Raw genomic sequence first — 22747 nt, 5'->3', positions numbered from 1 at the left:
TCGTCGGCCCCGGCCGGGCGACGGCACGGGGAAGTAGCGGGGCGCCGGAGCGCCGGGAGAGCGGCCGGTCAGACCCTGCGCTGGGAGCGGGTCTGCTTGCGCGGCTGCTGGCGGATGACCTTCGACACCGACGTGCCGGCCGCCTCGGCCTCCACCTCGAGGTCGGAGACGATCGCCTCGTGCAGGTCCTTGCCCTTGGCCTTGCGGCGCTCCTCCCAGGCGTCGTACGCCGGGGTGCCGGGCGCCGGGTTGCGGCGGATGACGTAGAACTGCTGGCCCATCGTCCACAGGTTCGAGGCGAACCAGTAGATGAGCACGCCCACCGGGAAGTTGATGCCGCCGATCGCGAAGATCAGCGGGAACAGGTACAGCATGATCTTCTGCTGCTGGGCGAACGGGCCGGTGAGGGCGTCGGCCGGCATGTTCTTGCGCATCAGCTGCAGCTGGGTGATGAACAGGGTCGCCGTCATGGCGATGATGAGCACCAGCGTGACGATGTGCACGCTGTTGATGCCGTTGGCGAAGCCGACCTTCATGAAGGTGTCGGAGATCCGCGCCCCGAGCAGGGTGGCCTGGTTCAGCGACAGCAGCAGGTCGGGGTTGACCGCCAGCCAGTGGCCACGGGCGATCGGCAGGCCGTCGGGCCCGAGGCGCGCGGCGCCGTCGAGCACGCGGAACAGGGCGATGAAGATCGGCGACTGCAGCAGCAGCGGCAGGCAGGAGGCCAACGGGTTGGCGTTGTGCTCCTTGTAGAGCTTCATCGTCTCCTGACCGAGCTTCTCCCGGTCGTGGCCGTACTTCTTCTGCAGCTCGCGCACCTTGGGCTGCAGCAGCTGCATGGCGCGGGACGACTTGATCTGCTTGACGAACAGCGGGATCAGCGCGACGCGGATGACGATCGTCAGGCTGACGATGGACAGCGCCCACGTCCAGCCCGAGTCGGTGCCCAGCAGCGGCGCCCACAGGGAGTGGAAGAGCACGAGGATGCCCGACACCACCCAGTACAGCGGCGTCATGATGGCGCCGCCGATGGCGATGAAGGGGTCCCAGATGCTCAGCGGGAGCATCAGCGGAAGAAGGTCCATCAGTTCACACCTCGTCGTGACGCCATCTCTGCGTCGTGGTCGTGGGCTTGCGGGTCGTGCCCTGCTCGGTCCCGGGGCGGCACCGTCTCCAGTGTCCCCGCTGCGCGGGCCTGCTCACGTTCTTCCTCGGCGAACTCCGGCGTGCCGGGCACCGGGTCGTAGCCGCCGGCGGCCCAGGGGTGGCAGCGCAGCAGGCGCCGACCGGTCAGCCACGTGCCCTTGACCGCTCCGTGCACCCCGACCGCCCGGAGGGCGTAGGCCGAGCAGCTCGGGTAGTAGCGGCAGACGTCGCCGTAGAGCGGGCTGATGACGAGCCGGTAGACCTTCAGCAGGCCGATGAGCACGTACTTCACGAGCGGGCGGCCACCCGCCGCAGCGCGGTGGCCCACGCCGAGGCGAGGTCCTGCTCCAGACCGCCGGTCGCGTCGGCCGCGGCGGGCAGCGCCCGCACGACCACGTCGGTCCCGGCCGGGGTGCGGTCGAGCTCGGCGGTGGCGAGGTGGCGCAGCCGGCGCTTGACCCGGTTCCGGGTCACGGCGTTCCCGACCGCCTTGGAGACGACCATCCCGACGCGCACGTCGTCACGCCCCGAGGGGCCGACGTGCAGGACCAGCGTGGGGCGTCCGACGCGGACGCCCCGCCGGATGGTCGTGCGGAAGTCCCCCGAGGCGTGGAGCCGGGAACCGCGCGGCAGCACCGACGCTCAGCCGCGCAGGCTCAGGCCGACAGCTCGTTGCGACCCTTGCGGCGACGGGCCGCCAGGATCGCGCGGCCGGCGCGGGTGGACATGCGGTGACGGAAGCCGTGGGTGCGGCTGCGACGCCGGAGGCTGGGCTGGAAGGTGCGCTTGCTCACGGGAGTGCTCCCATATCTTCGAAGGGCGAACGGTTGGCTCTGGTGGCCGCTCCACGACGGGGTCGCGGGGGCAGCCGACAGCAGTCGCTGGTGCACAGCGACCTGCCAACGGTACGGGGACGCACCGGAGGGGTCAAACCAGCGGTGTCCCACCGTCGGTGGGAAGCACGCGCACCAGCCTACGTCGACCCGTCCAGCCGACACGCCGTCCGCCTCCGCGAATGTTCCCGATCGGGTTGCGCGGCCCCGGAGGGGTTGCTAGCGTCCCGCAGGCCACGACGGACCACGGTGGCCCCGAGAGCACGCGAACGACGACCCAGCTGAGCCAGGCTGCTGCTGCCGACCCCCGGGTCGCGCCGCCCGGCCCGGCTCTCGTCCACCCCTTCATGCACAAGGTGTGGATAACTATGTGGAATGGCTAAGGTGTAGCCGTCCCCCCCGACCGCAAGACACGCCGCACCGCGTGGTCGCGGGCCCTCGTGGCCCGTCGCCCCGCACCGGTTGGCCTGCACGAGACGCAGCGGAGAACGAGTGAGCGAACCTGCTGACAGCGCAGCCGAGACCCGCAGGGCGTGGGAGCACATCTACGCCTCCGCCCCGCCCGAGCTCCGGCGCTGGCTGGGCACCGGCAAGCCGGTCGCGCTCCACCAGGACCTGATGATGGTCGCGGTGTCGAGCAACTTCACCCGCAACCTGCTCGAGGGACGCTTCCGCGGCGTCATCGAGTCCGAGTTGCTCACCTTCTTCTCCCGTCCGGTGCAGCTGGCCGTCATCGTCGACGAGTCGTTGGTCCCCGACGAGGAGCCCACGGCGTTCGACCCGCCCGCGCCGGACTACGAGCAGCGCGAGGGCCGGGGCTTCGAGCCCCAGGGCGAGGGCGGGGCCCCGCCGCTCAGCCGGGACGAGTTCGCCCGCACCGACCACTACGAGAGCCCGGACTTCCGCTCGCCGTCGGAGTACGACGCGAACGGCTACGACCAGCACGGCCGCGACCGCAACGGCTTCGAGCCGGGCGAGTTCGGCGCCAGCAGCTTCCGCACCGGTGACGCCGGCCCGCACCTGCCCCCGGGCACCGGCGCGCCGACCGACGGCTTCGCCGCCCACCCGGGCGACCCCGGCCGCCCGCGGCGCGAGACCGACGCCCGGCTCAACCCCAAGTACTCCTTCGAGACCTTCGTCATCGGGAGCTCGAACCGCTTCGCCCACGCCGCGGCCATCGCCGTCGCCGAGAACCCGGGCAAGTCCTACAACCCGCTGACGATCTACGGCGAGTCCGGCCTGGGCAAGACCCACCTGCTGCACGCGCTCGGCCACTACGTGCGCAACTACTTCGACCGGGTCCGCGTCCGCTACGTCTCCACCGAGGAGCTGACGAACGACTTCATCAACGCGATCAGCCAGAACAAGGGGGCGGAGTTCCGCCGTCGCTACCGCGACATCGACGTGCTGCTGATCGACGACATCCAGTTCCTCGAGGGCAAGGAGCAGACGCAGGAGGAGTTCTTCCACACCTTCAACACGCTGCACAACGCCCAGAAGCAGATCGTCATGACCTCGGACCGGCCGCCGAAGCTGCTGGAGAACCTCGAGCCCCGGCTGCGCAGCCGGTTCGGCTGGGGGCTCATCACCGACGTCCAGCCGCCCGACCTCGAGACCCGGATCGCCATCCTGCGGAAGAAGGCCGCGCAGGAGCGCCTCACCGCCGGCCCCGACGTGCTCGAGTTCATCGCCAGCAAGATCCAGACCAACATCCGCGAGCTCGAGGGCGCGCTGATCCGGGTCACCGCCTTCGCCAGCCTGAACCGCCAGCAGGTCGACATGACGCTGGCCGAGGTGGTCCTCAAGGACCTCATCCCCGAGGGCGGGGAGACCCAGATCAACACCGGCATGATCATGGCCCAGACCGCCGCCTACTTCGGGCTGACGATCGACGACCTCTGCGGCCAGAGCCGCACCCACGTCCTGGTCACCGCCCGCCAGATCGCCATGTACCTCGTGCGCGAGCTCACCGACCTGTCGCTGCCCAAGATCGGTCAGCAGTTCGGCGGCCGCGACCACACGACGGTGATGCACGCCGACCGGAAGATCCGGACCCTCATGGCGGAGCGCCGGAGCGTGTTCAACCAGGTCACCGAGCTGACGAACCGGATCAAGCAGCAGGCCTCGCAGCGCTGACCCCCGCTGACCCGACCACCGCTCCCTGAGCTCGTCGAAGGGTCGCTCCCTGACTCGACCCCCGGTCCCTGAACTCGTCGAAGGGCTCTGCTGCTGCCGGGGGTCTCGGCTGGGTCCGGGCTCTGCGGGAGCCTGGGGGCGCCGGGCAACCATCCGCCCGCGCGCGGCTCCTGCTTCCTACCGGAGCCTGGCCGGCGCGGGCTCCCGCCAGACCCATCCACGCCCGGCGCCCCCAGGTTCCCTTCGTGCCCTCGGCGGCCGTCGCACGTCCCTGTTCCCCGCTCCGGAGCTGCCGAGCCACCGCGCCCTGAGCTTGTCGAAGGGCCTCGTCGTCGTTGCGCCCTGAGCTCGTCGAAGGGGCCTGCCGCGCTGCGAACCTTCGCTCTCGTCGGTCGTTCTCGGGTGGTCGAACCCGCCCTTCGCGAGGTCTTCGCGGCTGCGTCACGTTCCGATGTCGGGGGGTGCACAGCTGGGGAGAACCTTGTGGACAACTGTGGACGTGTGCGGGGATGACGGGGATGGTGGTGTGGGGGCTCGACGGGGGGCTGCAGCCTGTCCGCAAATACTCCCCGTGTGGTTTCGAGTGCTCCACAGCGGCGGCGTCGGACTTTTGTCATTCCCACGGCCGGAGACGACGGTTGTCCACAGGTTCCACAGCACCTACGACTACGACGAGATGAACTATCGAATGACAAGAAGCCTAAGTCTGTGAGCGTGCTGACCTGTGCACAACGGGTCGGATCCGCTGTCGGGAGGTCCTGGAGCAGCAGGGCATGATCGAGAGGCGCACGCGGAGGCGTGCGCACCGGTCAGGAGGAGCACGTGGGGATTCTGGGGAAGCTGTTCGGGCGCGACAAGGACGACGAGGACGGCTTCGACGTACCCGTCAGCCTGGACGTCGAGGCGCGGCGGCCACAGCTGCTCCGGCTGGAGCAGGGTCTCGACGCCCTGGCCGGGCAGATGCGGGTCGCGCAGACCGTCGACAACCCCGGCTGGCGCGGCCGGGTGAACGAGTACGGCCGGCTGGCGGGGGAGGCGATGACCCTGCGCAAGGGCACCCCGACCCGCGAGCAGCTGCTCGACCTGGTGTTCGAGATCCGTCCCGTCTTCACCGGACCGGTGCCGCCGGGGCTGGAGAGCCTGGTCCCGCTGCAGGACGAGGTCGTCGCCGCGGCGGAGGACCTCCGCGAGCTGCTGCCGCACGAGCGGGGCTGAGCCCGTCCGGACCCGTCGTCCCCAGCCGTCGCGCGATGGCCTGGCGGGCCGGTCGCGCGTCGGTATGATCGTCGAGCCCGTCCAGGGCACGTCCTGCGGCGGGCTGCCCCGAGCCCGTCACGACCGACCTCGTCAGGGGTGAGGGAACAGCTGTGAAGATCCGACTCGAGCGCGACACCTTGGCCGAAGCCGTCCAGTGGGCTGCGCGCAGCCTGCCGATGCGGCCGAGCGTGCCGATCCTGGCCGGGCTGCTCGTCCGGGCGGACGCCGAGGGGGTCACCTTCTCCAGCTTCGACTACGAGACCTCGGCGCAGATCACCGTCGCGGCCACGGTCACCGACGAGGGCACGGCGCTCATCTCGGGGCGCCTCCTCGCCGACATCTCGCGCAGCCTGCCGGCCAAGCCGGTCGACATCTCCGCCGACGACTCCAAGATGGAGCTGGTCTGCGGCAGCGCCCGCTTCACCCTCCAGACCCTGCCCGTCGCGGACTACCCCTCGCTGCCGACGATGCCCGAGGCGACCGGCACCGTGCCCAGCTCGGTCTTCGCCCAGGCGGTCTCCCAGGTCGTGGTGGCCGCCGGCCGCGACGAGCTGCTGCCGGTCTTCACCGGCGTCCGGGTCGAGATCGAGGGCGACACCATCTCCCTGCTGGCCACCGACCGGTACCGGATGGCGCTCAAGGAGCTCACCTGGAACCCCAGCTCGACCCAGATCTCGGCCACCGCGCTGGTCCCGGCCAAGGTGCTCAACGAGACCTCCAAGTCGATGACCGCCGGTGACGAGGTCACCCTCAGCCTCGCCGGCGGCTCCGGCGACGGGATCATCGGCTTCGAGGGCCACGGGGCCTCCGGCGCCCGGCAGACCACCACCCGGCTGCTGGACGGCGAGTTCCCCAAGGTCCGCCACATCATGAACACCGCCGCGGTGATGAACGTCCGCGTCAGCACCGCCGAGGCCATCGCCGCCGCCAAGCGCGTCGCCCTCGTCGCCGAGCGCAACACCTCGCTGCGGATGCTCATCGGGGACGGGGTCGTCACCCTCGAGGCCGCCACCGGTGACCAGGCGCAGGCGTCGGAGAGCATCGAGGCCACGGTCGACCAGCCGGGCGGCGGGGACCTCGCCGTCACCGCGGCCGGCTTCAACCCGACCTACCTGCTGGACGCCCTGGGCGCCTTCGACACCCCGTACGTGAACTTCGCCTTCACCGCCCCCAGCAAGCCCTGCCAGCTGACCGGCGTCCCCGAGCTCGACGGCGAGATCCGCACGGACTACCGCCACGTCATCATGCTCATGCGCCTGCCGGGCTGAGAGAGAAATCGGACCCCCGCACCGGGGTCCGCCGACCGCAACCAGGCACCCGGACCGCGCGCCGCCGGAGTGAGGAGGAGCCCGTGGACACGTTCTCCGTCCACGGGCGACGACGAAGCCGGCGGGCCGGAGCGCGGTCCGCGCCCGAGCGAAGCGAGGGCAGATAGCACCGTGTTTGTCGACCATCTCCAGCTGGCCGACTTCCGCTCCTACACCGGCGTCGACGTGCCGCTCGGCGCGGGGGTCACGACCTTCGTCGGGGCCAACGGCCAGGGCAAGACCAACCTCGTCGAGGCCATCGAGTACCTGTCCACGCTGAGCTCGCACCGGGTCTCCACCGACCAACCGCTCGTCCGCTTCGGCGCCGAGCGGGCGGTCGTCCGGGCCCGGGTGCAGGCCGGCGTCGACGACCCGCGCCAGCTCCAGCTCGAGGTCGAGATCACCCCGGGCAAGGCCAACCGGGCCCAGCTGAACCGCTCGCCGCTGCGCCGTCCGCGCGAGCTGGTCGGGGTCCTGCGCACCGTCGTCTTCTCCCCCGAGGACCTCGCCGTCATCAAGGGCGACCCGGGGGAGCGTCGCCGGTTCCTCGACGACCTGCTGGTCACCCGCTGGCCGCGGATGGCCGGCGTCCGGGCCGACTACGACCGGGTGCTGCGGCAGCGCAACACCCTGCTCAAGTCCCTCAGCGGGCGCAGCCGCGGCGGTCCGCCGTCGGCCGAGGCCGCGTCGACCCTCGAGGTCTGGGACACCCACCTGGCCGCGGCCGGCGGTGAGCTGCTGGCCGCCCGGCTCAGCACGCTCGCCGACCTCGGCCCGCACATGGCGAAGGCCTACGCCGACATCGCCCCCACCAACAACGAGGCGGCCGCGGAGTACAAGTCCTCGGTCGACCTCGAGGGCCGGCTGAGCCGCGACGAGCTGGCGGAGGCGCTGCGCGACGCGATGACCGCCCGGAGGCACGAGGAGGTCCAGCGGGGGATCTCGCTGGTCGGCCCGCACCGCGACGACGTCGTCCTCAGCCTCGGCGTGCTGCCCGCCAAGGGCTACGCCAGCCACGGCGAGTCCTGGTCGTTCGCGCTCGCGCTGCGGCTGGGCAGCTTCCACCTGCTGCGCTCCGACGGCATCGAGCCGGTGCTCGTGCTCGACGACGTCTTCGCCGAGCTCGACGTCACCCGCCGCGAGCGGCTGGCCGGTGGGGTCAGCGCGGCCGAGCAGGTGCTCATCACCGCGGCCGTCGCCGCCGACGTCCCCGCCGTGCTGCAGGGCCGCCGCTACGCCGTCCGCGCCGGGGAGGTGACCCTCGATGCCTGACCCCGACGAGTCCGCCGACGGGACGAGCACCGACGGCGAGACCGCTGAGGGCACCTCGGCCGTCGAGCGCCCCGCGCCGGCCGAGCCGCACGACCCGACCGGGCTGGCCCTGGCCCGCTCGATCGCCCAGTCCCTCGGCGCGACGGCGCGGAGCCGCCCCCGCCGCAGCACCCGGCCGCGGCCGCCCCGCGTCGTCGGCCCCGGCCCGCAGGTCAGCGGTGCGCACCCCGACGACCGCGACCCCCAGCGCCTCGGCGCGGCGGTGGAGCGGCTGGTCGACAGCAAGGGCTGGGCCACCGAGGTCGACGTCCGCGGCCTGCTGGCCCGCTGGTCCACCCTCGTCGGGCCGGCCAACGCGGCGCACTCCCGGCCGGAGGCCTTCGCCGACACGGTGCTCACCGTGCGCACCGACTCGACGGCCTGGGCGACGCAGCTGCGGCTGCTCGCGCCGCAGCTCGTCGCGCTGCTGAACCAGGCCCTGGGCGACGGTACGGTGACGCGCGTGGACGTGCGGGGCCCCGACGGGCCGACCTGGAAGAAGGGCCGGCTGTCCGTCCGCGACGGCCGCGGCCCCCGGGACACCTATGGCTGAGCCGGCCGTCGCACCCCCCGCGCCGCGGGGCGCGGCGGGCGTCGGCCGCGCCGAGCTGGCCGAGCTGCTCACCGACGTGCGCATCCTCGTCGTCGACACCGGGCGGGTCTGGTGGCGGCTGCTGCCCCAGGTGCTGGGGCTCTACCTGTTGGGCTGGCTGGGCTCCCAGGTCGCGCTGCGGCTCGCCGTCGCGGCGGGCGACGTCAGCGCCTGGCTGGCCCTGGTGCTGTTCTCCTTCAACTTCGTCAGCCTGCTGACCGCGCTGGTGCTGATCCTGCGGGTGGTGGGGCGCGAGCTGGGCATCCGGGCGCTGATCCCCGAGGACGAGGCGGCCGTCGACGGCCGCGACGAGAGCGTCGGCCAGCTGCTGGCGGTCACCCTGCTGCCCTTCCTCGGCCTCTACGCCGCCTTCGGCCAGGTGACCGAGGCGGCGGGCGACCTCACCGTCGAGCAAGGCATCCGCAGCGGCTTCGGGGCCGAGGACAGCGTGCTCGGCGTGCTGAACGCCGCCAGCCGCGAGCACCCGTTCCGCCTGCTCGCGCTCGTGGTCGGGATCTACGTGCTGCGCCGGGTCGTCGACGCCCTGCACGAGCGCACGGGGAAGCAGGTCCTCGGCCTGCTCGTCGCGCTCGTCGAGTCCTTCTTCATGCTGCTCGTCATCCTGGGCGGCATCCGGCTGTTCCAGCTGGCGATGATCTGGCTGACCGGCCGCGCGTTCTGGGGCTGGGGGGCCGCCGTCCGCGACGCCGTCGCCGCCTTCCTCGCGCGCTTCGCCATCGACCTCCCGGCGGTCCTCGACGCGCTGGGGCGGGTGCTGCGCGAGGACGTCTGGCCCGTCGCCTGGGACGTCGTCTCGCAGCCGGTCATCTGGCTGGCCGTCGCCGCGCTGATCTACGGCTCCCAAGTGCTGTCGCTGGCCGAGCTGTGGCGCAAGGGCCAGACCTACGCCGAGCGGATCCCCGGGGCCGGCACCTTCGCGAAGTACCGCGACAAGCAGGCGCTGCGCCGGATCGGCCCGCCGCCGCGCGGGGTCCAGCGGGTGGCCCGCGAGGCCAAGGAGGCCTTCCTCGGCGACGTCGACGACAAGTACCTGCCGACCTTCCACTCCCTGCGCCTGGTGCTGCGCGCGGGACTGGTCTTCCTCGGCTCCTTCGTGCTGGTCTACGCCGTCCTCGAGGCTGTCGGGAACTACTTCTCGACGGCGCTCGACGCCCTGCTCGGCGGTCACACGGTCGACTTCTGGACGGTCTGGGGCCCCTGGATCGGGCTGGCCACCGAGCTGCCCTTCGAGCCGTTGCGGCTGTGCCTGCTCGCCGTCGCCTTCCGCCGCTGCCTCGAGCTGTTCCAGCAGCGCTCGACGGCCGGCGCCGTCGTCGGGCCGCCGGCCCCGGGTCCCGCCGGCACGACCGTCACCGCCGGCACGACCGTCACCGCCGGGGCCGAGCGGTGAGGGTCCGTCGCTCCCGGCTCGTCGCCGTCGTCGCGGCCGTCGCCTGCGTCGCGCTGGCGGCCACCGCCGTCCAGGTGAGCGAGGCCGGGCCGGAGTTCGAGGAGGTGCGCGGCGTCGTCGGCGCTCCCGTGGCGGTGGAGGACGGCGAGGTGCTCGTCGAGGACGTGCGGGTCGGCACCCGGCTGACCCGCTCCGGTGAGGTGATGGACACCACGCCCGGGGTCTTCGTCGTGCTCGCCGTGACCGTGCGGGCGACCGGCAGCCACGACATCCTCTACTCCGACAGCCGGCTGCTCACCCGCGGCGAGCGCGTGTACGACGAGTTCAGCACCGAGAGCTCGCGGGCCGCGCCCGGGTTCGCCGAGCGCAGCGACTACGTCTTCGAGGTCGACCCGCTCGCCGTCGACGACCTGACGCTGGAGCTGCGCCGGCTGGAGATCATCAGCGGCTTCCAGCAGCGGGTCCGGATCCACCTCGGCATCACGCCGGCGAACGCGGCGGCCTGGCGGGACGCGGCCGCCGGGCGCAGCGTCGAGGTCGAGACCACCTCGCGGACCGAGGCGCTCCGGTGACCGCCGTCCTCGACCCGGCTCCGTCGCCGCCCCAGCGGCCGGCCGAGCGCCGGCGCGCCTGGCTGCTGACCGCCGTCGTCGGCCTCGTGGTGCTGGTCTACCTCACCGGCTGGTCGGTGTACTCCCTCGCGCACACCGGGGACGACCGCTACCGCGCCCTGCCGCCCGGCGCCCCGGCCACGGCGCTGGACGCCGAGTGGCGGCTGCTCAGCCTGGTCCGGACCGACCGGCTGACGGCGTCGTCGGGCGACCCCGGCTTCGCCGACGCCGGCAGCACCTTCGTGGTCGCCGAGCTGGAGCGGACCCCGACGGCGGCGGTCGAGTTCGCCTTCTGCACCACCGCGCTGCTGGGTCCCGGCGGCCGGGTGTGGGAGCCGGGCGACCTCGGGCTGGACCTGCCGTCCCGGGACACGCCGCGCTGCGGCAGCGAGGACCGCGAGGTGGGCCGCACCTACGCCTTCGAGGTGATCTACCTCGTGCCCACCGCCTTCGCCGACCAGGTCGTCGGGGTGGCGCTGCCGGACGGCGCCACCGCCGCCCGCACGCCCGTCCTGCGGCCGCCCGCCTGAGCCGGGACCGGTGGCCGACCGCTCAGCTGGTGGCCGGCGGGAGCACCTCGACGGGGAGCTCGAACCGGCTCGCCTCGTCGGCGTTGCGCCACTGCGGCTCCTGGTCCCCCAGCAGTGAGCTGTCGCGGAACTCGAGGTCGAAGACGACGAAGGTGATCGTCGCGCCCGGCCTGTAGGTCTGCGGGAAGTCGAACTGCACGCGGAACGGCTGCAGGGGCAGCCCCGGCGTGAAGGCCGAGGAGCTGACGAAGCCGCCGGGCCGGAAGGTCTGGCCCTCCGGCGTCCGCACCTCGCCGCTGTCCAGGTCCTTGGCCACGAACATGCCGTCGTCGCCGATGTAGTCGGGGGCGATCGTCTCGTCCCCGGTGGTCCGGCCCTCGCCGACGGCGGTGACCCGCCAGGTGACCGTGTCGTCGTACGCGGTCTGCTGCTGGGCGGTCGCGCCGGTGAAGCGCAGCTCGTAGGGGCCGGTGCTGACCAGGGTGCCCACCGGCGTGGGCCGGAGCAGGTCGGTGCGGCGCTCGAAGCCGCCGAGGACCCAGACCAGGACCACGAGCCCGACCAGCCCGACGGCGACCAGCCCCCACGCCGCCCCCGGGGGCAGGCGGTGCCGGCGCGGCGGCGAGGTCGGCGCCGACCACGACGGGTCGACCTGGCCCTCGTCCAGCCAGACCCGGCTGACGGCGGTCTCGGCAGGCACGGCGTCAGTGTAGGGGCGGCTCGGGCCGGGTCCCCGGACGTCGAGGAGGGCGGCCGGGGAGGGCGACGGCAGGAGCCCTCAGAAGCCCTCAGCGGGTCGGGGGTGCGTATCGGGAGTCTCCGACGGTCTCCGGATTCGCCCAGATGCCCAGCCAGGCCCAGCCAGCAGGATCCGGTCGTCCACAGACACCCCGCCGGGATCGCCGTTCCGGCTCGCGCGCGCTAGAATAGGAGCATCCGGTCCAGCACCGGCCTGCCCCCGGTCCTGGACCGCGGGCGGGCGCGTGCTCCGGAGGAGGTCGGACCGCCGGTCCGGCCACGACCGTCTGAACGCGCCGCCCGCTCGACGTCCCGCCCGGCCCACCGTGTCGGGTCGGCCAGGGCGGCGCCTGTGCGACAGGAGCCCGTGCCGGTGCCGGACGAGACGCCCGACCAGACCCCCTCGACCCCCCTCGACGCCACCCCGCCCGAGGCCACCGACCCCGCCGCCGCGGAGGCTCTGGAGAGCTACCTGCGCTCCGATGACGTCGAGACCACCGAGGTCGACGGCGTGACCATCGGCCCCGAGTCCTCCGACGAGCTGCCGGCCGACCGCACGGTCGAGGCGCCGCGGAACGTGGGCACCAACAACCCCGGCGCCTACGACTCCGAGTCGATCACCGTCCTCGAGGGCCTCGAGGCCGTCCGCAAGCGGCCCGGCATGTACATCGGCTCCACGGGGGAGCGCGGCCTGCACCACCTGGTGCAGGAGGTCGTCGACAACTCCGTCGACGAGGCGATGGCCGGGTACTGCGACACCATCGACGTCCGGATCCTGCCCGACGGCGGCATCAAGGTCACCGACAACGGCCGCGGCATCCCGGTGAAGATCCACCCCAAGGAGGGCATCCCGGCGGTCACCGTCGCGCTGACCGTCCTGCACGCCGGCGGCAAGTTCGGCGACGGCGGCTACAAGGTGTCCGGCGGCCTGCACGGCGTCGGCGTCTCGGTGGTCAACGCCCTCTCCACGCACCTGACCGTCGAGGTCCGCCGCGACGGGTACCGCTGGTCGCAGTCCTTCTCCCTCGGCGTGCCCGACGGGCCGCTCGAGCAGCACGAGGCGACCGACGAGACCGGTACCACCGTCACGTTCTACGCCAGCGACGAGATCTTCGAGACCACGGTCTACACCTACGAGACCCTGGCGACGCGCTTCCGCGAGATGGCCTTCCTCAACAAGGGCCTCACCATCTCCATCACCGACGAGCGGCCCGACCGTGTGGACGAGGACGGGAAGCAGAACACCGACACGTTCTGCTACGCCGACGGCCTCGTCGACTACGTGAAGTACCTCATCGGCACCAAGGAGGTCATCCACGGCTCGGTCATCGACGTGGAGGCCGAGCGGCCCGAGGCGGGGCTGAGCCTCGAGCTCGCCATGCAGTGGAACACCTCCTACAACGAGTCGGTGCACACCTTCGCGAACGCCATCAACACCCACGAGGGCGGCACGCACGAGGAGGGCTTCCGGGCGGCGCTCACGCTGACGGCCAACAAGTGGGCCGAGACGTGGGGGCTGGTGAAGAAGAAGGAGGACCGGCTGTCCGGTGAGGACATCCGGGAGGGCCTGACGGCGATCATCTCCATCAAGCTCGCCGAACCGCAGTTCGAGGGCCAGACCAAGACCAAGCTCGGCAACACCGAGGCCCGCTCGTTCACCCAGCAGGTCGTCAACGACAAGCTCGGCGCCTGGTTCGAGCAGAACCCCGCCGAGGGCCGCCAGATCATCCGCAAGGGCCAGGCGGCCGCGATCGCCCGCGTCGCGGCGCGCAAGGCGCGCGACGCCGCCCGCGACCGCAAGGGCCTGCTGGGCCGCAGCGGCCTGCCGGGCAAGCTCAGCGACTGCCAGTCGACGAACCCGGAGGAGTGCGAGGTCTTCATCGTCGAGGGCGACTCGGCCGGCGGCTCGGCCAAGGGCGGCCGGGACCCGCGGATCCAGGCGATCCTGCCGATCCGCGGCAAGATCCTCAACGTCGAGAAGGCGCGGATCGACCGGATCATGCAGAACAACGAGGTCCAGGCGATCATCTCCGCCCTGGGCACCGGCGTCCACGACGACTTCGACGTCGAGAAGCTGCGCTACCACAAGATCGTCATGATGGCCGATGCCGACGTGGACGGTGCCCACATCCGGACCCTGCTGCTGACGCTGATGTTCCGCTTCATGCGCCCGCTCATCGAGGCCGGCCACGTCTACCTGGCCCAGCCGCCGCTGTTCAAGATCAACTGGAGCAACTCCGCGCACGAGCTGGCCTACACCGACGCCGAGCGGGACGCCCTGCTCCGGGTCGGCGGCGAGGAGGGCAAGCGGCTGCCGCGCGACAACGCCATCCAGCGCTACAAGGGCCTCGGCGAGATGAACCCCGACCAGCTGTGGGAGACCACGATGGACCCGGACAACCGGGTGCTGCTGCAGGTCACCCTCGACGACGCCGCCCGCGCGGACGAGATGTTCTCGATCCTCATGGGCGAGGACGTCGAGCAGCGGAGGAACTTCATCCAGCGCAACGCGAAAGACGTCAGGTTCCTTGACATCTGAGCCTTCTCGTTCGCGCCCGGCTGCGCCCTCCAGCTCCTGTCTTCCTCCTCGCGCGGGACGGACGAAGAGCGTGTCCGCCCCGCACTCGTCGTCCAGACAGGACCCGGGCGCAGCCTTGCCGACGCTCACGAGGAGTCGGCTCCCTGATCGGTTCCGCTCTCGAAGGAGCAACACATGAGTGACCAGACGCCCGAGGCCCGGACGACCGACCGGCGGGAGCCGGTGGACCTCCAGGAGGAGATCCAGAAGTCCTACCTCGACTACGCCATGAGCGTGATCGTCGGGCGCGCGCTGCCCGACGTCCGCGACGGACTGAAGCCGGTGCACCGCCGGGTGCTCTACGCGATGTTCGACGGCGGGTACCGCCCTGACCGCGGCTGGAACAAGTGCGCCCGCATCGTCGGCGACGTCATGGGGCAGTACCACCCGCACGGAGACTCCTCGATCTACGACACCCTCGTCCGGCTCGCGCAGCCGTGGGTGATGCGCTACCCGCTGGTCTCGGGCCAGGGCAACTTCGGCTCGCCAGGCAACGACCCGGCCGCGGCCATGCGCTACACCGAGTGCAAGATGGCGCCGCTGGCCATGGAGATGGTCCGCGACATCACCGAGGACACCGTCGACTTCAAGCCGAACTACGACGGCAAGGAGCAGGAGCCGGTCGTCCTGCCGTCGCGGTTCCCGAACCTGCTGGTCAACGGCTCGACGGGCATCGCCGTCGGCATGGCCACGAACATCCCGACGCACAACCTGCGCGAGGTCGCCGCCGCCGTGCAGTGGGCGCTCGAGCACCCCGAGGCCAGCGCCGAGGAGCTGCTCGCCGCCGCCATGGAGCGGGTCGCCGGGCCGGACTTCCCCAACGGGGCGCTGATCGTCGGCCGCCAGGGCATCGAGGACGCCTACCGGACCGGCCGCGGCTCGGTCACCATGCGCGCCGTCGTCGACATCGACGAGGACCGCTCGGGCCGCACCAACCTCGTCATCACCGAGCTGCCGTACATGGTCAACCCGGACAACCTCGCGCTGAAGATCGCCGAGCTCGTCAACACCGGGAAGTTGTCCGGCATCTCCGACATCCGCGACAACACCTCCTCGCGGACGGGCCAGCAGCTGGTCATCGTGCTCAAGCGCGACGCCCAGCCGCGGGTGGTGCTCAACAACCTCTACAAGCACACGCAGCTGCAGGACACCTTCGGCTGCAACATGCTGGCGCTCGTCGACGACGTGCCCCGCACCCTGCGCCTCGACCAGTTCATCTCCTACTGGATCGAGCACCAGGTCGAGGTGATCCAGCGGCGCACGCGGCACCGCCTCGCCGACACCCAGGCCCGCGCCCACATCTACCGCGGCCTGGTCAAGGCGCTCGACGCCCTCGACGAGGTCATCGCGCTCATCCGCCGCAGCCCCAGCACCGACGAGGCGCGCGAGGGCCTCAAGACCCTGCTGGAGATCGACGACCCGCAGGCGACCGCGATCCTCGACATGCAGCTGCGCCGGCTGGCCGCGCTGGAGCGTCAGCGGATCATCGACCAGCTGGCCGAGTACGAGCGGATCATCGCCGACCTCGAGGACATCCTGGCCCGGCCCGAGCGGCAGCGGACCATCGTCAGCGAGGAGCTGGCCGAGATCGTCGACAAGTACGGCGACGAGCGGCGCACGACGATCATCTCCGCCGACGGCGACCTGTCGGACGAGGACCTGATCCCCGACGCCGACGTCGTCGTCACCATCACCCGGGGCGGCTACGCCAAGCGCACCCCGACGGGCCTCTACCGCGTGCAGAAGCGCGGCGGAAAGGGCGTCCGCGGGGCGACGCTGCGCACCGACGACGAGGTGGACCAGCTCTTCGCCACCACCAACCACCACTGGATCCTGTTCTTCACGAACAAGGGCCGGGTCTACCGCGCCAAGGTGTGGCAGCTGCCCGAGGCCAACCGCGACGCCCGTGGCGGCCACGTCGCCGGGCTGCTCTCCTTCCTGCCCGACGAGGAGATCGCCCAGGTGCTCGCGGTGCGCGACTACCAGACCGCGCCCTACCTGCTGCTGGCCACCAAGCGCGGCCTGGTCAAGAAGACGGCGCTGTCGCAGTACGACTCGCCCCGTCAGGCCGGCATCATCGCGGTGAACTTCCGCGACGACGACGACGAGCTGATCGGCGCCCAGCTGGCCAGCACCGAGGACGAGGTGCTGCTCATCTCGCGCAAGGGCCAGGCCATCCGCTTCCCGGCGCACGACGACGAGCTGCGGCCGATGGGCCGGGCCACCTCCGGCGTCACCGGGATGAAGTTCCGCTCCGACGACGAGCTGCTCAGCCTCTCGGTCATCAAGGCCGGCGAGACCGAGGACGACCACTACGTCTTCACCGTCACCGACGGCGGGTTCGCCAAGCGGACGGCGGTGTCGGAGTACCGGCAGCAGGGCCGCGGCGGGCTCGGCATCAAGGCCATGCGGCTGAACGAGGACCGGGGGTCCCTGGTGGGCGGTCTCGTGGTCACCGAGCGCGACCAGGTCATCGCCATCAAGGCCAGCGGCCAGATCACCCGCAGCGCCGTCGCGGAGGTCCCCGTCAAGGGTCGTGACACCATGGGGGTCAAGTTCGTCGGGGTGAGCGGCAACGACTCGGTGGTCGTGATCGCGCTCAACCCGGAGACGACCGCCGAGGCCGCCGTGCTGGACACGGACGGGGCGGACGGGGCCGAGGTCCCGGTGGAGGGTGCCGTCGCGTCGGTGACGGAGCCCGGTGAGCAGGTCGACGAGGCCCCGGTGGCCGCGGACGCCGAGAACACCGCCCTCGAGGGTGACAGCTCCTCGAGGCACGGCGAGGAGGAGCAGCAGTGAGCGAAGGCAACCAGGGGTCGAGCGGCCCCCCGCGCCGGACTCCGGTGACCGAGGACGACCGGCCCACGGCCGAGATGCCGGCGGTCGGGCCGGACGGCGACGCCCGTCCCGCTGCGGCGCCCCCGGCGGCCAGCCGGGGACCGGCCAGCGCCGGTCCCTCCAAGACGCGCACCGCCCGGAGCCAGTCCGACGGCCCGGCCGCCCCGCGGTCCGGCTCGTCCAACGGGAACGGCAGCGCCGGCTCGGGCACGTCGGCGAGCGGCGCACGACCGGCCGGCCAGGGCTCCGCGCCCGGCGGCGGCCAGGGCGGCACCCGCCCGTCCGGTCCCCAGCCCAGCGCCTCCGGGTGGACCCCGCCGCCGCTCGGCGGCCGCCAGACCCCGCAGCCGCCCGCCGGCGCCCCGTCGGGCTCCGGTCGTCCCGCGACCACCGGCGCCACCGGGTCGCGGCCCGGCACCAGCTCCGCCACCCCCGCCCCGACGGGGAGCAGCACCCGACCGACGGCCGGTCCGTCCCGGCCGGCGCCGGCGCGGCCCGCCGCCCGGCCGGCCAGCGCGGCGTCCTCGACCGGACCGGCCCCGGCCGGACCGGCGTCGCGAGCCCCGGGCGCCGACCAGCCCCGCACCGACCCGACCACCGGACCGACGAGCACCGCCTCGCCGGCCAGCGCGGCAGCCACCGCCGCCGCCGGGCTCGGCGCCTCGGCGGCGGGAACCGGCAACTCGACGAAGCCCTCGCTGTGGCAGCGGGTGACCGATGCCCTCGGCATCGAGCGCAAGGCCGACGAGGGCACCGACACCGACGGCGCGGCCCCGGCGGCCGCCACCGGGGTCACCGCCCCGGCGGCCCGCACCGCCCAGCCCGCCTCCCCGTCCACCGGGGCCCCGGCCCCGCGACCGGGGACCGGTGCTCCCGGCGTCACCACGACCACCCCGGTCGGCACGGGCACGGCTCCCACCCACCCGGGACCGCAGCAGTACCGCGTCGGGGAGCGGCCCCAGCCGGCCGGCGCCCCGACGGCACGGACCGGTGCTGTCGCCGGTGCGGCGACGACGGGCGCGGTCGCCCCGGCGGCCAGCACCGCGCTGCTGCCCACGACCACCCCGCCCGGGGGGCCGAAGCCCGCCGAGACGCTGGCCGCCGGCCCAGCACCGGTCAGCACGCCGGCCCGTCGCACCCGCAAGGCCCGCCTGCGGCTCAGCCGGCTGGACCCGTGGTCGGTGATGAAGACGTCGTTCCTGTTCTCCATCGCGGCCGGCATCATGCTGGTCGTCGCCGTCTACGCGGTGTGGGTGGTGCTCAGCACGTCGGGCCTGTTCGCCTCGGTCAACGACATCGTCGCCAGCGTCGTCTCGACGCCGGGGGACACGACGCCGTTCCGCGTCGAGGACTACGTCAACACCCAGCGGGTGATGGGCGTCGCGGCGCTGATCGCCTGCGTCGACGTCGTCATCTTCACCGCGCTGGCCACGCTGGGGTCGTTCCTCTACAACCTGGCCGCTACCATGCTGGGCGGGCTGGAGATCACCCTCGCCGAGGACTGAGCCCGTCGGCCGCGGACCGATTTGAGGCGGTCCGCGGCCATGGGCTAACCTTGCAAGTCGCACCGGGGGTCACCCCGGAGCGCACCGCGGTTCCCCGCGGGCCTATAGCTCAGTCGGTTAGAGCGCTGCCCTGATAAGGCAGAGGTCAGTGGTTCAAGTCCACTTAGGCCCACCACCACCCCGGACGACGGCCTCTCGGTCGTCCGCTCCCTCATCCCACGCAGCGTCGCACCGCGTCGAGCAGACGGCTCCACCGCGCATCCCCGTCCGGCCCGATCACCCGCATCCGGCTGCAGACGTAGCCGAACCCCACCCCCAGGTCCGGGTCGGCCAGGCCCAGCCGCGCGCCGGCGCCCGTGTGGCCGAAGGAGGCGGGGCCGAGGCCCGGCATGCTGGGCGACGCCAGCTGGAAGCCCAGGCCGAAGCGGATGTCCGGCCCCGCCGTCCCGCTCTCCACCAGCGTCTCGACGTCGTCGGTGCGGGGCCGGGTGACGCGCCGCCGGGTGCTCTCGTCCACCAGCCGCACCCCGTCGACCTCACCGAGCAGCGCGGCGTACATCGTGGCCAGCGAGCGCGCGTCGGTCACCGCGCCGACGGCTGGGCGCTCGGCGGCGAGGTGGATGGCGACGGCGTCCCGGTCCTCCGGGTCGGGTTCGATCGGCCCGTTCTCAGCCAGGAACTGCTCGCGCAGCGCGGCGTAGCTGCCGGGCGCGGGCGGCGGGGCGTCCGCCGGCGCGGTCGACGCCGTGGCCTCCTCCCAGCGCCCGGGGACGACGCGGTCCACCTCGGCGGCCGGGAGGCCCATCCAGAGGTCGACGCCGAGCGGCCGGGCCACCAGCTCCTGCACGTGCTGGCCGATCGAGCGGCCCGTCGCGCGGCGCACGACCTCGTCCAGCAGCGTGCCGTAGGTGACGGGGTGGTAGGCCATCGCCGTCCCGGGGGTCCACAGCGGCCGGGCGGCGGCCAGGGCGGCGGTGACCGCCGGGCCGCGGTGCAGGTCCAGCCCGCGGAGGCCGGTGCCCAGCGGCGGGTAGGGCAGGCCGGCGGTGTGCGAGGCCACCATCGCGACGGTGGTGTCCTCCTTGCCTTGCACGGCGTACTCCGGCCAGTACCGGCCGACGGGCGCGTCCGGGTCCAGCAGGCCGCGCTCGACCAGCACGGCCAGGACGGCCGCCGTCACGCCCTTGCTGCAGGACGCCACCACCATCAGCCCGTCGCGGGGCATCGGCCGACGGCGGACGACGTCGGTGCCGCCCCAGAGGTCGACCACCTTCCGGCCGCCGTGGAACACCGTGACCGCGGCCGCGTCCTCGCCGGGGTCGTCGGCGTTCGCCACGAAGGCGTCCGCGACCGCGCCGAACCCGTCCTCGACCCACCACCCACCGTCTCGCTGCACCGGCCCAACCTCTCACCGGCCCCGGACGGCCGGACCCTCGGCCCGCGGTCGGGTGGCGGGTGCTCAGGCTGCGGCGGACCGCCGGAGCTTGCGGATCTCGCTCTTCGGCGTCTGCAGGAGGGCCAGCACGGCCTTCTCCACCTTGCCGTGGGTGGCGCCGTCGGACAGGTCGGCGTTCTTCCCGACCAGGGACGGGGTGATGGTCGCGCCGTCGTTGAAGAGGTCGACCAGGCGGGGGTCGACGTAGGAGGCGCGGGCCACCGTCGGGGTGTTGCCGAGGTAGACCGAGACCTCCTTCATCGCCGCCGAGACCGCGCGCTTGCGGGCGCTCGCCGTCGTAGCCTTGTCGTTGGCCCGGGCCAGCGCCACCGCCGCGATGACCGTGCCGTGCCAGGTGCGGAAGTCCTTGGCCGAGACCTCACCGCCCACCACCTGCTTGACGTAGGTGTTGATGTCGGTGGAGCCGACGTCCTTCCACTCCCCGTCCTCGGTCTGGTAGGCCAGCAGCTCCGGTCCACCGCCCTCGCGCTCGAGCAGCAGCTGCACGGAGGCGCGGACCAGCTCGTCGCCGAGGCTGATGAACCGCTCCTTGCCGGACTTGGCGATGTAGTCGAAGACCACCGAGCGCCCCTCGAGGCTGACGTGCTCCTTGTGGATGGTGGCCAGCCCGTAGCTCTGGTTCGCCTCGGCGTAGGCCTCCCCGCCCACCCGGAAGAAGCCGAGGTCGAGCATCCGGAAGGCGGTCCCCAGGGCCCGCTCGTAGGGCATCCCCGGCAGCCGCAGGTGCTTGGCCACCCGGCGGCGGGCCAGCGGCAGCTTCGCCGCCACCTCGAGCACCCGGTCGTGCTTGGACTGGTCGCGCTTGCGCCGCCACTCCTCGTGGTACAGGTACTGCCGCCGGCCGGCGTCGTCGGTGCCCACCGCCTGGATGTGGCCGTTCGGGACGGGGCAGATCCACACCTGCTGCCAGGCGGGCGGTATGACGAGCAGCTTGCAGCGCTCGGCGTCCTCCTCGCTGAGGCGCTGGCCGTCGTGGTCCAGGTAGACGAAACCCTTCCCGGCGCGGCGGCGGGTCCAGCCCGGGTCGCGCGGGGAGACAGTTCTCAGGCGTGGCACATCCCTTCCTTACCCCGTGGAGCGAAGTTCGATGCGCCGGCGGCCGGAATCGTCGTGCGCGACCGAGCACGGGGGCGGGGCGGGCCACCGGCCGCAGAAGTGTCGGAGGCACCGCCTACGCTTCGGGCCATGAGCGAATTCACGAGCGAGACGAGCCAGGCCGCCCAGGAAGAGGGCACCATCGGCGCCAAGGCCGACACCGAGAACCCGGCCCTGGAGAAGGACCCCAGCGACTGGGTCAGCGGCGACGACCCGATGACCCCGTCCCAGAAGAGCTACCTCGACACCCTCGCCAAGCAGGCGGGGGAGGAGCTGCCGGCCGACCTCAACAAGGCGCAGGCCTCCGAGCACATCGACCGGCTGAAGTCGGCCCAGGCCGACCAGTCCTGAACCCGGGCACGAGGAGGAGCAGCTGATGACGCGCTTCGGCTACACGCTGATGACGGAGCAGAGCGGCCCCAAGGCACTGGTCGGGTACGCGACGGCGGCGGAGGAGGTCGGCTTCGACTTCGAGGTCTCCAGCGACCACTACTCGCCGTGGCTGGTCTCGCAGGGGCACGCGCCGTACGCCTGGACGCTGCTGGGGGCGGTGGCGCAGGCCACCTCGCGGGTCGAGCTCATGACCTACGTGACCTCGCCGATCCAGCGCTACCACCCCGCGGTGGTGGCGCAGAAGGCGGCGACGCTCCAGCTGCTGGCCGACGGCCGCTTCATCCTCGGCCTCGGCTCGGGGGAGAACCTCAACGAGCACGTCACGGGCGAGGGCTGGCCGCCGGTCGACCAGCGCCAGGACATGCTTGTCGAGGCGGCCACGATCATCCGCGAGCTGCACACCGGTGAGCTGACGACGTGGGAGGGCGACTACTTCCGCGTCGACTCGGCGCGGATCTGGGACGTCCCCGACGACGGCGTCCCGATCGGCATCGCCGTCTCGGGCCCCAAGTCGATCGAGCGCTTCCACCCGCTGGCCGACCACCTCATCACCACCGAGCCCGAGGCCGAGCTGCTGCAGGCCTGGGACCAGGCCAAGGGGAACAGCGCCTCCCGCAAGATCGGCCAGATCCCGATCTGCTGGGGCCGTGACCGCGAGGCCGCGGTGGCCAAGGCGCACGACCAGTTCCGCTGGTTCGCCGGCGGCTGGGCCGTCAACGCCGACCTGCCGACGCCGGCGGGCTTCGCCGGGGCCAGCCAGTTCGTCCGGCCCGAGGACGTCGCCGAGCAGATCCCCTGCGGGCCCGACCTGGACGCGGTCGTCGAGGCGGTCAAGCCCTTCTGGGAGGCCGGCTTCACCGACATCGCGCTCGTGCAGGTGGGCGACGAGGGCCAGAGCGAGTTCCTGGAGCAGGCCGCCGGCCCGCTGCTCGAGAAGCTGCGCGCCGCCGCGTCCTGACAACGCGCGTCCTGACGACGCCGAATTGAGGACGAGCGAGGCGGTCGGACCC

At 72.6% G+C, this 22747-nt stretch carries 20 protein-coding genes and 1 tRNA gene; 14 read left to right on the top strand and 7 right to left on the bottom strand.

From position 1 onward, the window contains the following. Positions 1-68: 68 nt before the first annotated feature. The 4 genes from yidC to rpmH are packed head-to-tail and all read right to left on the bottom strand — an operon-like array spanning position 69 to position 1940. Positions 69-1067 (bottom strand): membrane protein insertase YidC, encoded by a 999-nt coding sequence (gene yidC, locus JOF54_RS11180; RefSeq protein ID WP_210059500.1) that lies wholly within the window; start codon positions 1065-1067, stop codon positions 69-71. Between the two features lie 17 nt (positions 1068-1084). Beyond that, entirely contained in the window at positions 1085-1438 is a 354-nt protein-coding gene (yidD, locus tag JOF54_RS11175) for a membrane protein insertion efficiency factor YidD (protein WP_210055649.1), read from the bottom strand. Continuing rightward, positions 1435-1782: a ribonuclease P protein component gene (gene rnpA, locus JOF54_RS11170; RefSeq protein ID WP_210055648.1), complete on the bottom strand. Its 348-nt coding sequence runs from the start codon at positions 1780-1782 to the stop codon at positions 1435-1437. Before rnpA ends, yidD begins: the two co-directional genes overlap by 4 nt. Before the next feature lie 20 nt (positions 1783-1802). Beyond that, positions 1803-1940 (bottom strand): 50S ribosomal protein L34, encoded by a 138-nt coding sequence (gene rpmH, locus JOF54_RS11165; protein ID WP_210055647.1) that lies wholly within the window; start codon positions 1938-1940, stop codon positions 1803-1805. 618 nt (positions 1941-2558) lie between these two features. On the opposite strand from rpmH, the gene dnaA reads away from it, so the two are divergent. The 8 genes from dnaA to JOF54_RS11125 all read left to right on the top strand — a co-directional run bounded on the left by dnaA (position 2559) and on the right by JOF54_RS11125 (position 11134). Continuing rightward, complete coding sequence (gene dnaA, locus JOF54_RS11160; RefSeq protein ID WP_245359762.1) at positions 2559-4115, top strand: chromosomal replication initiator protein DnaA; 1557 nt, start codon at positions 2559-2561, stop codon at positions 4113-4115. A gap of 822 nt (positions 4116-4937) precedes the next feature. Beyond that, positions 4938-5330 carry a hypothetical protein gene (locus tag JOF54_RS11155; protein WP_210055644.1) on the top strand — a complete coding sequence of 131 codons (393 nt, stop codon included), beginning with the start codon at positions 4938-4940 and terminating at the stop codon, positions 5328-5330. A gap of 152 nt (positions 5331-5482) precedes the next feature. Then, positions 5483-6640 (top strand): DNA polymerase III subunit beta, encoded by a 1158-nt coding sequence (gene dnaN / locus JOF54_RS11150; protein WP_210055643.1) that lies wholly within the window; start codon positions 5483-5485, stop codon positions 6638-6640. Positions 6641-6811: 171 nt separating this feature from the next. Further along, positions 6812-7951 carry a DNA replication/repair protein RecF gene (gene recF / locus JOF54_RS11145; RefSeq protein WP_210055641.1) on the top strand — a complete coding sequence of 380 codons (1140 nt, stop codon included), beginning with the start codon at positions 6812-6814 and terminating at the stop codon, positions 7949-7951. Beyond that, complete coding sequence (locus JOF54_RS11140) at positions 7944-8543, top strand: DciA family protein (RefSeq protein ID WP_210055637.1); 600 nt, start codon at positions 7944-7946, stop codon at positions 8541-8543. Before recF ends, JOF54_RS11140 begins: the two co-directional genes overlap by 8 nt. Beyond that, positions 8536-9993, top strand: coding sequence for a hypothetical protein (locus JOF54_RS11135; RefSeq protein WP_210055635.1), 1458 nt, complete (start codon positions 8536-8538; stop codon positions 9991-9993). Before JOF54_RS11140 ends, JOF54_RS11135 begins: the two co-directional genes overlap by 8 nt. Next, complete coding sequence (locus JOF54_RS11130; RefSeq protein ID WP_210055632.1) at positions 9990-10565, top strand: hypothetical protein; 576 nt, start codon at positions 9990-9992, stop codon at positions 10563-10565. The genes JOF54_RS11135 and JOF54_RS11130 overlap by 4 nt, the downstream gene beginning before the upstream one ends. Then, positions 10562-11134: a hypothetical protein gene (locus JOF54_RS11125; RefSeq protein WP_210055631.1), complete on the top strand. Its 573-nt coding sequence runs from the start codon at positions 10562-10564 to the stop codon at positions 11132-11134. The genes JOF54_RS11130 and JOF54_RS11125 overlap by 4 nt, the downstream gene beginning before the upstream one ends. A gap of 22 nt (positions 11135-11156) precedes the next feature. Here JOF54_RS11125 and JOF54_RS11120 read toward each other — a convergent pair whose 3' ends face one another. Then, a complete protein-coding gene (locus JOF54_RS11120) occupies positions 11157-11834 on the bottom strand; it encodes a hypothetical protein (protein WP_210055630.1) in 678 nt (225 codons plus the stop codon). Between the two features lie 549 nt (positions 11835-12383). On the opposite strand from JOF54_RS11120, the gene gyrB reads away from it, so the two are divergent. The 4 genes from gyrB (at position 12384) to JOF54_RS11100 (ending at position 18968) form a co-directional block, all read left to right on the top strand. After that, complete coding sequence (gyrB, locus tag JOF54_RS11115; RefSeq protein WP_372443516.1) at positions 12384-14411, top strand: DNA topoisomerase (ATP-hydrolyzing) subunit B; 2028 nt, start codon at positions 12384-12386, stop codon at positions 14409-14411. A gap of 174 nt (positions 14412-14585) precedes the next feature. Beyond that, positions 14586-17249, top strand: coding sequence for a DNA gyrase subunit A (gene gyrA / locus JOF54_RS11110; RefSeq protein ID WP_210055629.1), 2664 nt, complete (start codon positions 14586-14588; stop codon positions 17247-17249). A 44-nt stretch (positions 17250-17293) separates the two neighbouring features. Beyond that, positions 17294-18793: a DUF3566 domain-containing protein gene (locus tag JOF54_RS21505; RefSeq protein ID WP_210055628.1), complete on the top strand. Its 1500-nt coding sequence runs from the start codon at positions 17294-17296 to the stop codon at positions 18791-18793. Positions 18794-18891: 98 nt separating this feature from the next. Next, a tRNA-Ile gene (locus JOF54_RS11100) sits at positions 18892-18968 on the top strand. Positions 18969-19004: 36 nt separating this feature from the next. Here JOF54_RS11100 and JOF54_RS11095 read toward each other — a convergent pair. Both JOF54_RS11095 and JOF54_RS11090 read right to left on the bottom strand, forming a co-directional pair. Next, positions 19005-20189 (bottom strand): serine hydrolase domain-containing protein, encoded by a 1185-nt coding sequence (locus JOF54_RS11095; protein WP_210055627.1) that lies wholly within the window; start codon positions 20187-20189, stop codon positions 19005-19007. A 63-nt stretch (positions 20190-20252) separates the two neighbouring features. Next, the gene (locus JOF54_RS11090; protein ID WP_307804062.1) at positions 20253-21305 is read right to left on the bottom strand and encodes a DNA topoisomerase IB; all 1053 of its coding nucleotides are present in this window, start codon (positions 21303-21305) and stop codon (positions 20253-20255) included. 129 nt (positions 21306-21434) lie between these two features. Here JOF54_RS11090 and JOF54_RS11085 point away from each other — a divergent pair, with 129 nt between their 5' ends. Both JOF54_RS11085 and JOF54_RS11080 read left to right on the top strand, forming a co-directional pair. After that, positions 21435-21695, top strand: coding sequence for a DUF3072 domain-containing protein (locus JOF54_RS11085; RefSeq protein ID WP_210055625.1), 261 nt, complete (start codon positions 21435-21437; stop codon positions 21693-21695). 25 nt (positions 21696-21720) lie between these two features. Next, complete coding sequence (locus tag JOF54_RS11080) at positions 21721-22695, top strand: TIGR03557 family F420-dependent LLM class oxidoreductase (protein ID WP_210055624.1); 975 nt, start codon at positions 21721-21723, stop codon at positions 22693-22695. The last annotated feature ends 52 nt before the right edge of the window (positions 22696-22747 follow it).

The sequence above is a fragment of the Microlunatus capsulatus genome, from assembly GCF_017876495.1.
Lineage (GTDB): Bacteria > Actinomycetota > Actinomycetes > Propionibacteriales > Propionibacteriaceae > Microlunatus > Microlunatus capsulatus.
This window is presented reverse-complemented; position numbering and strand designations above follow the sequence as displayed.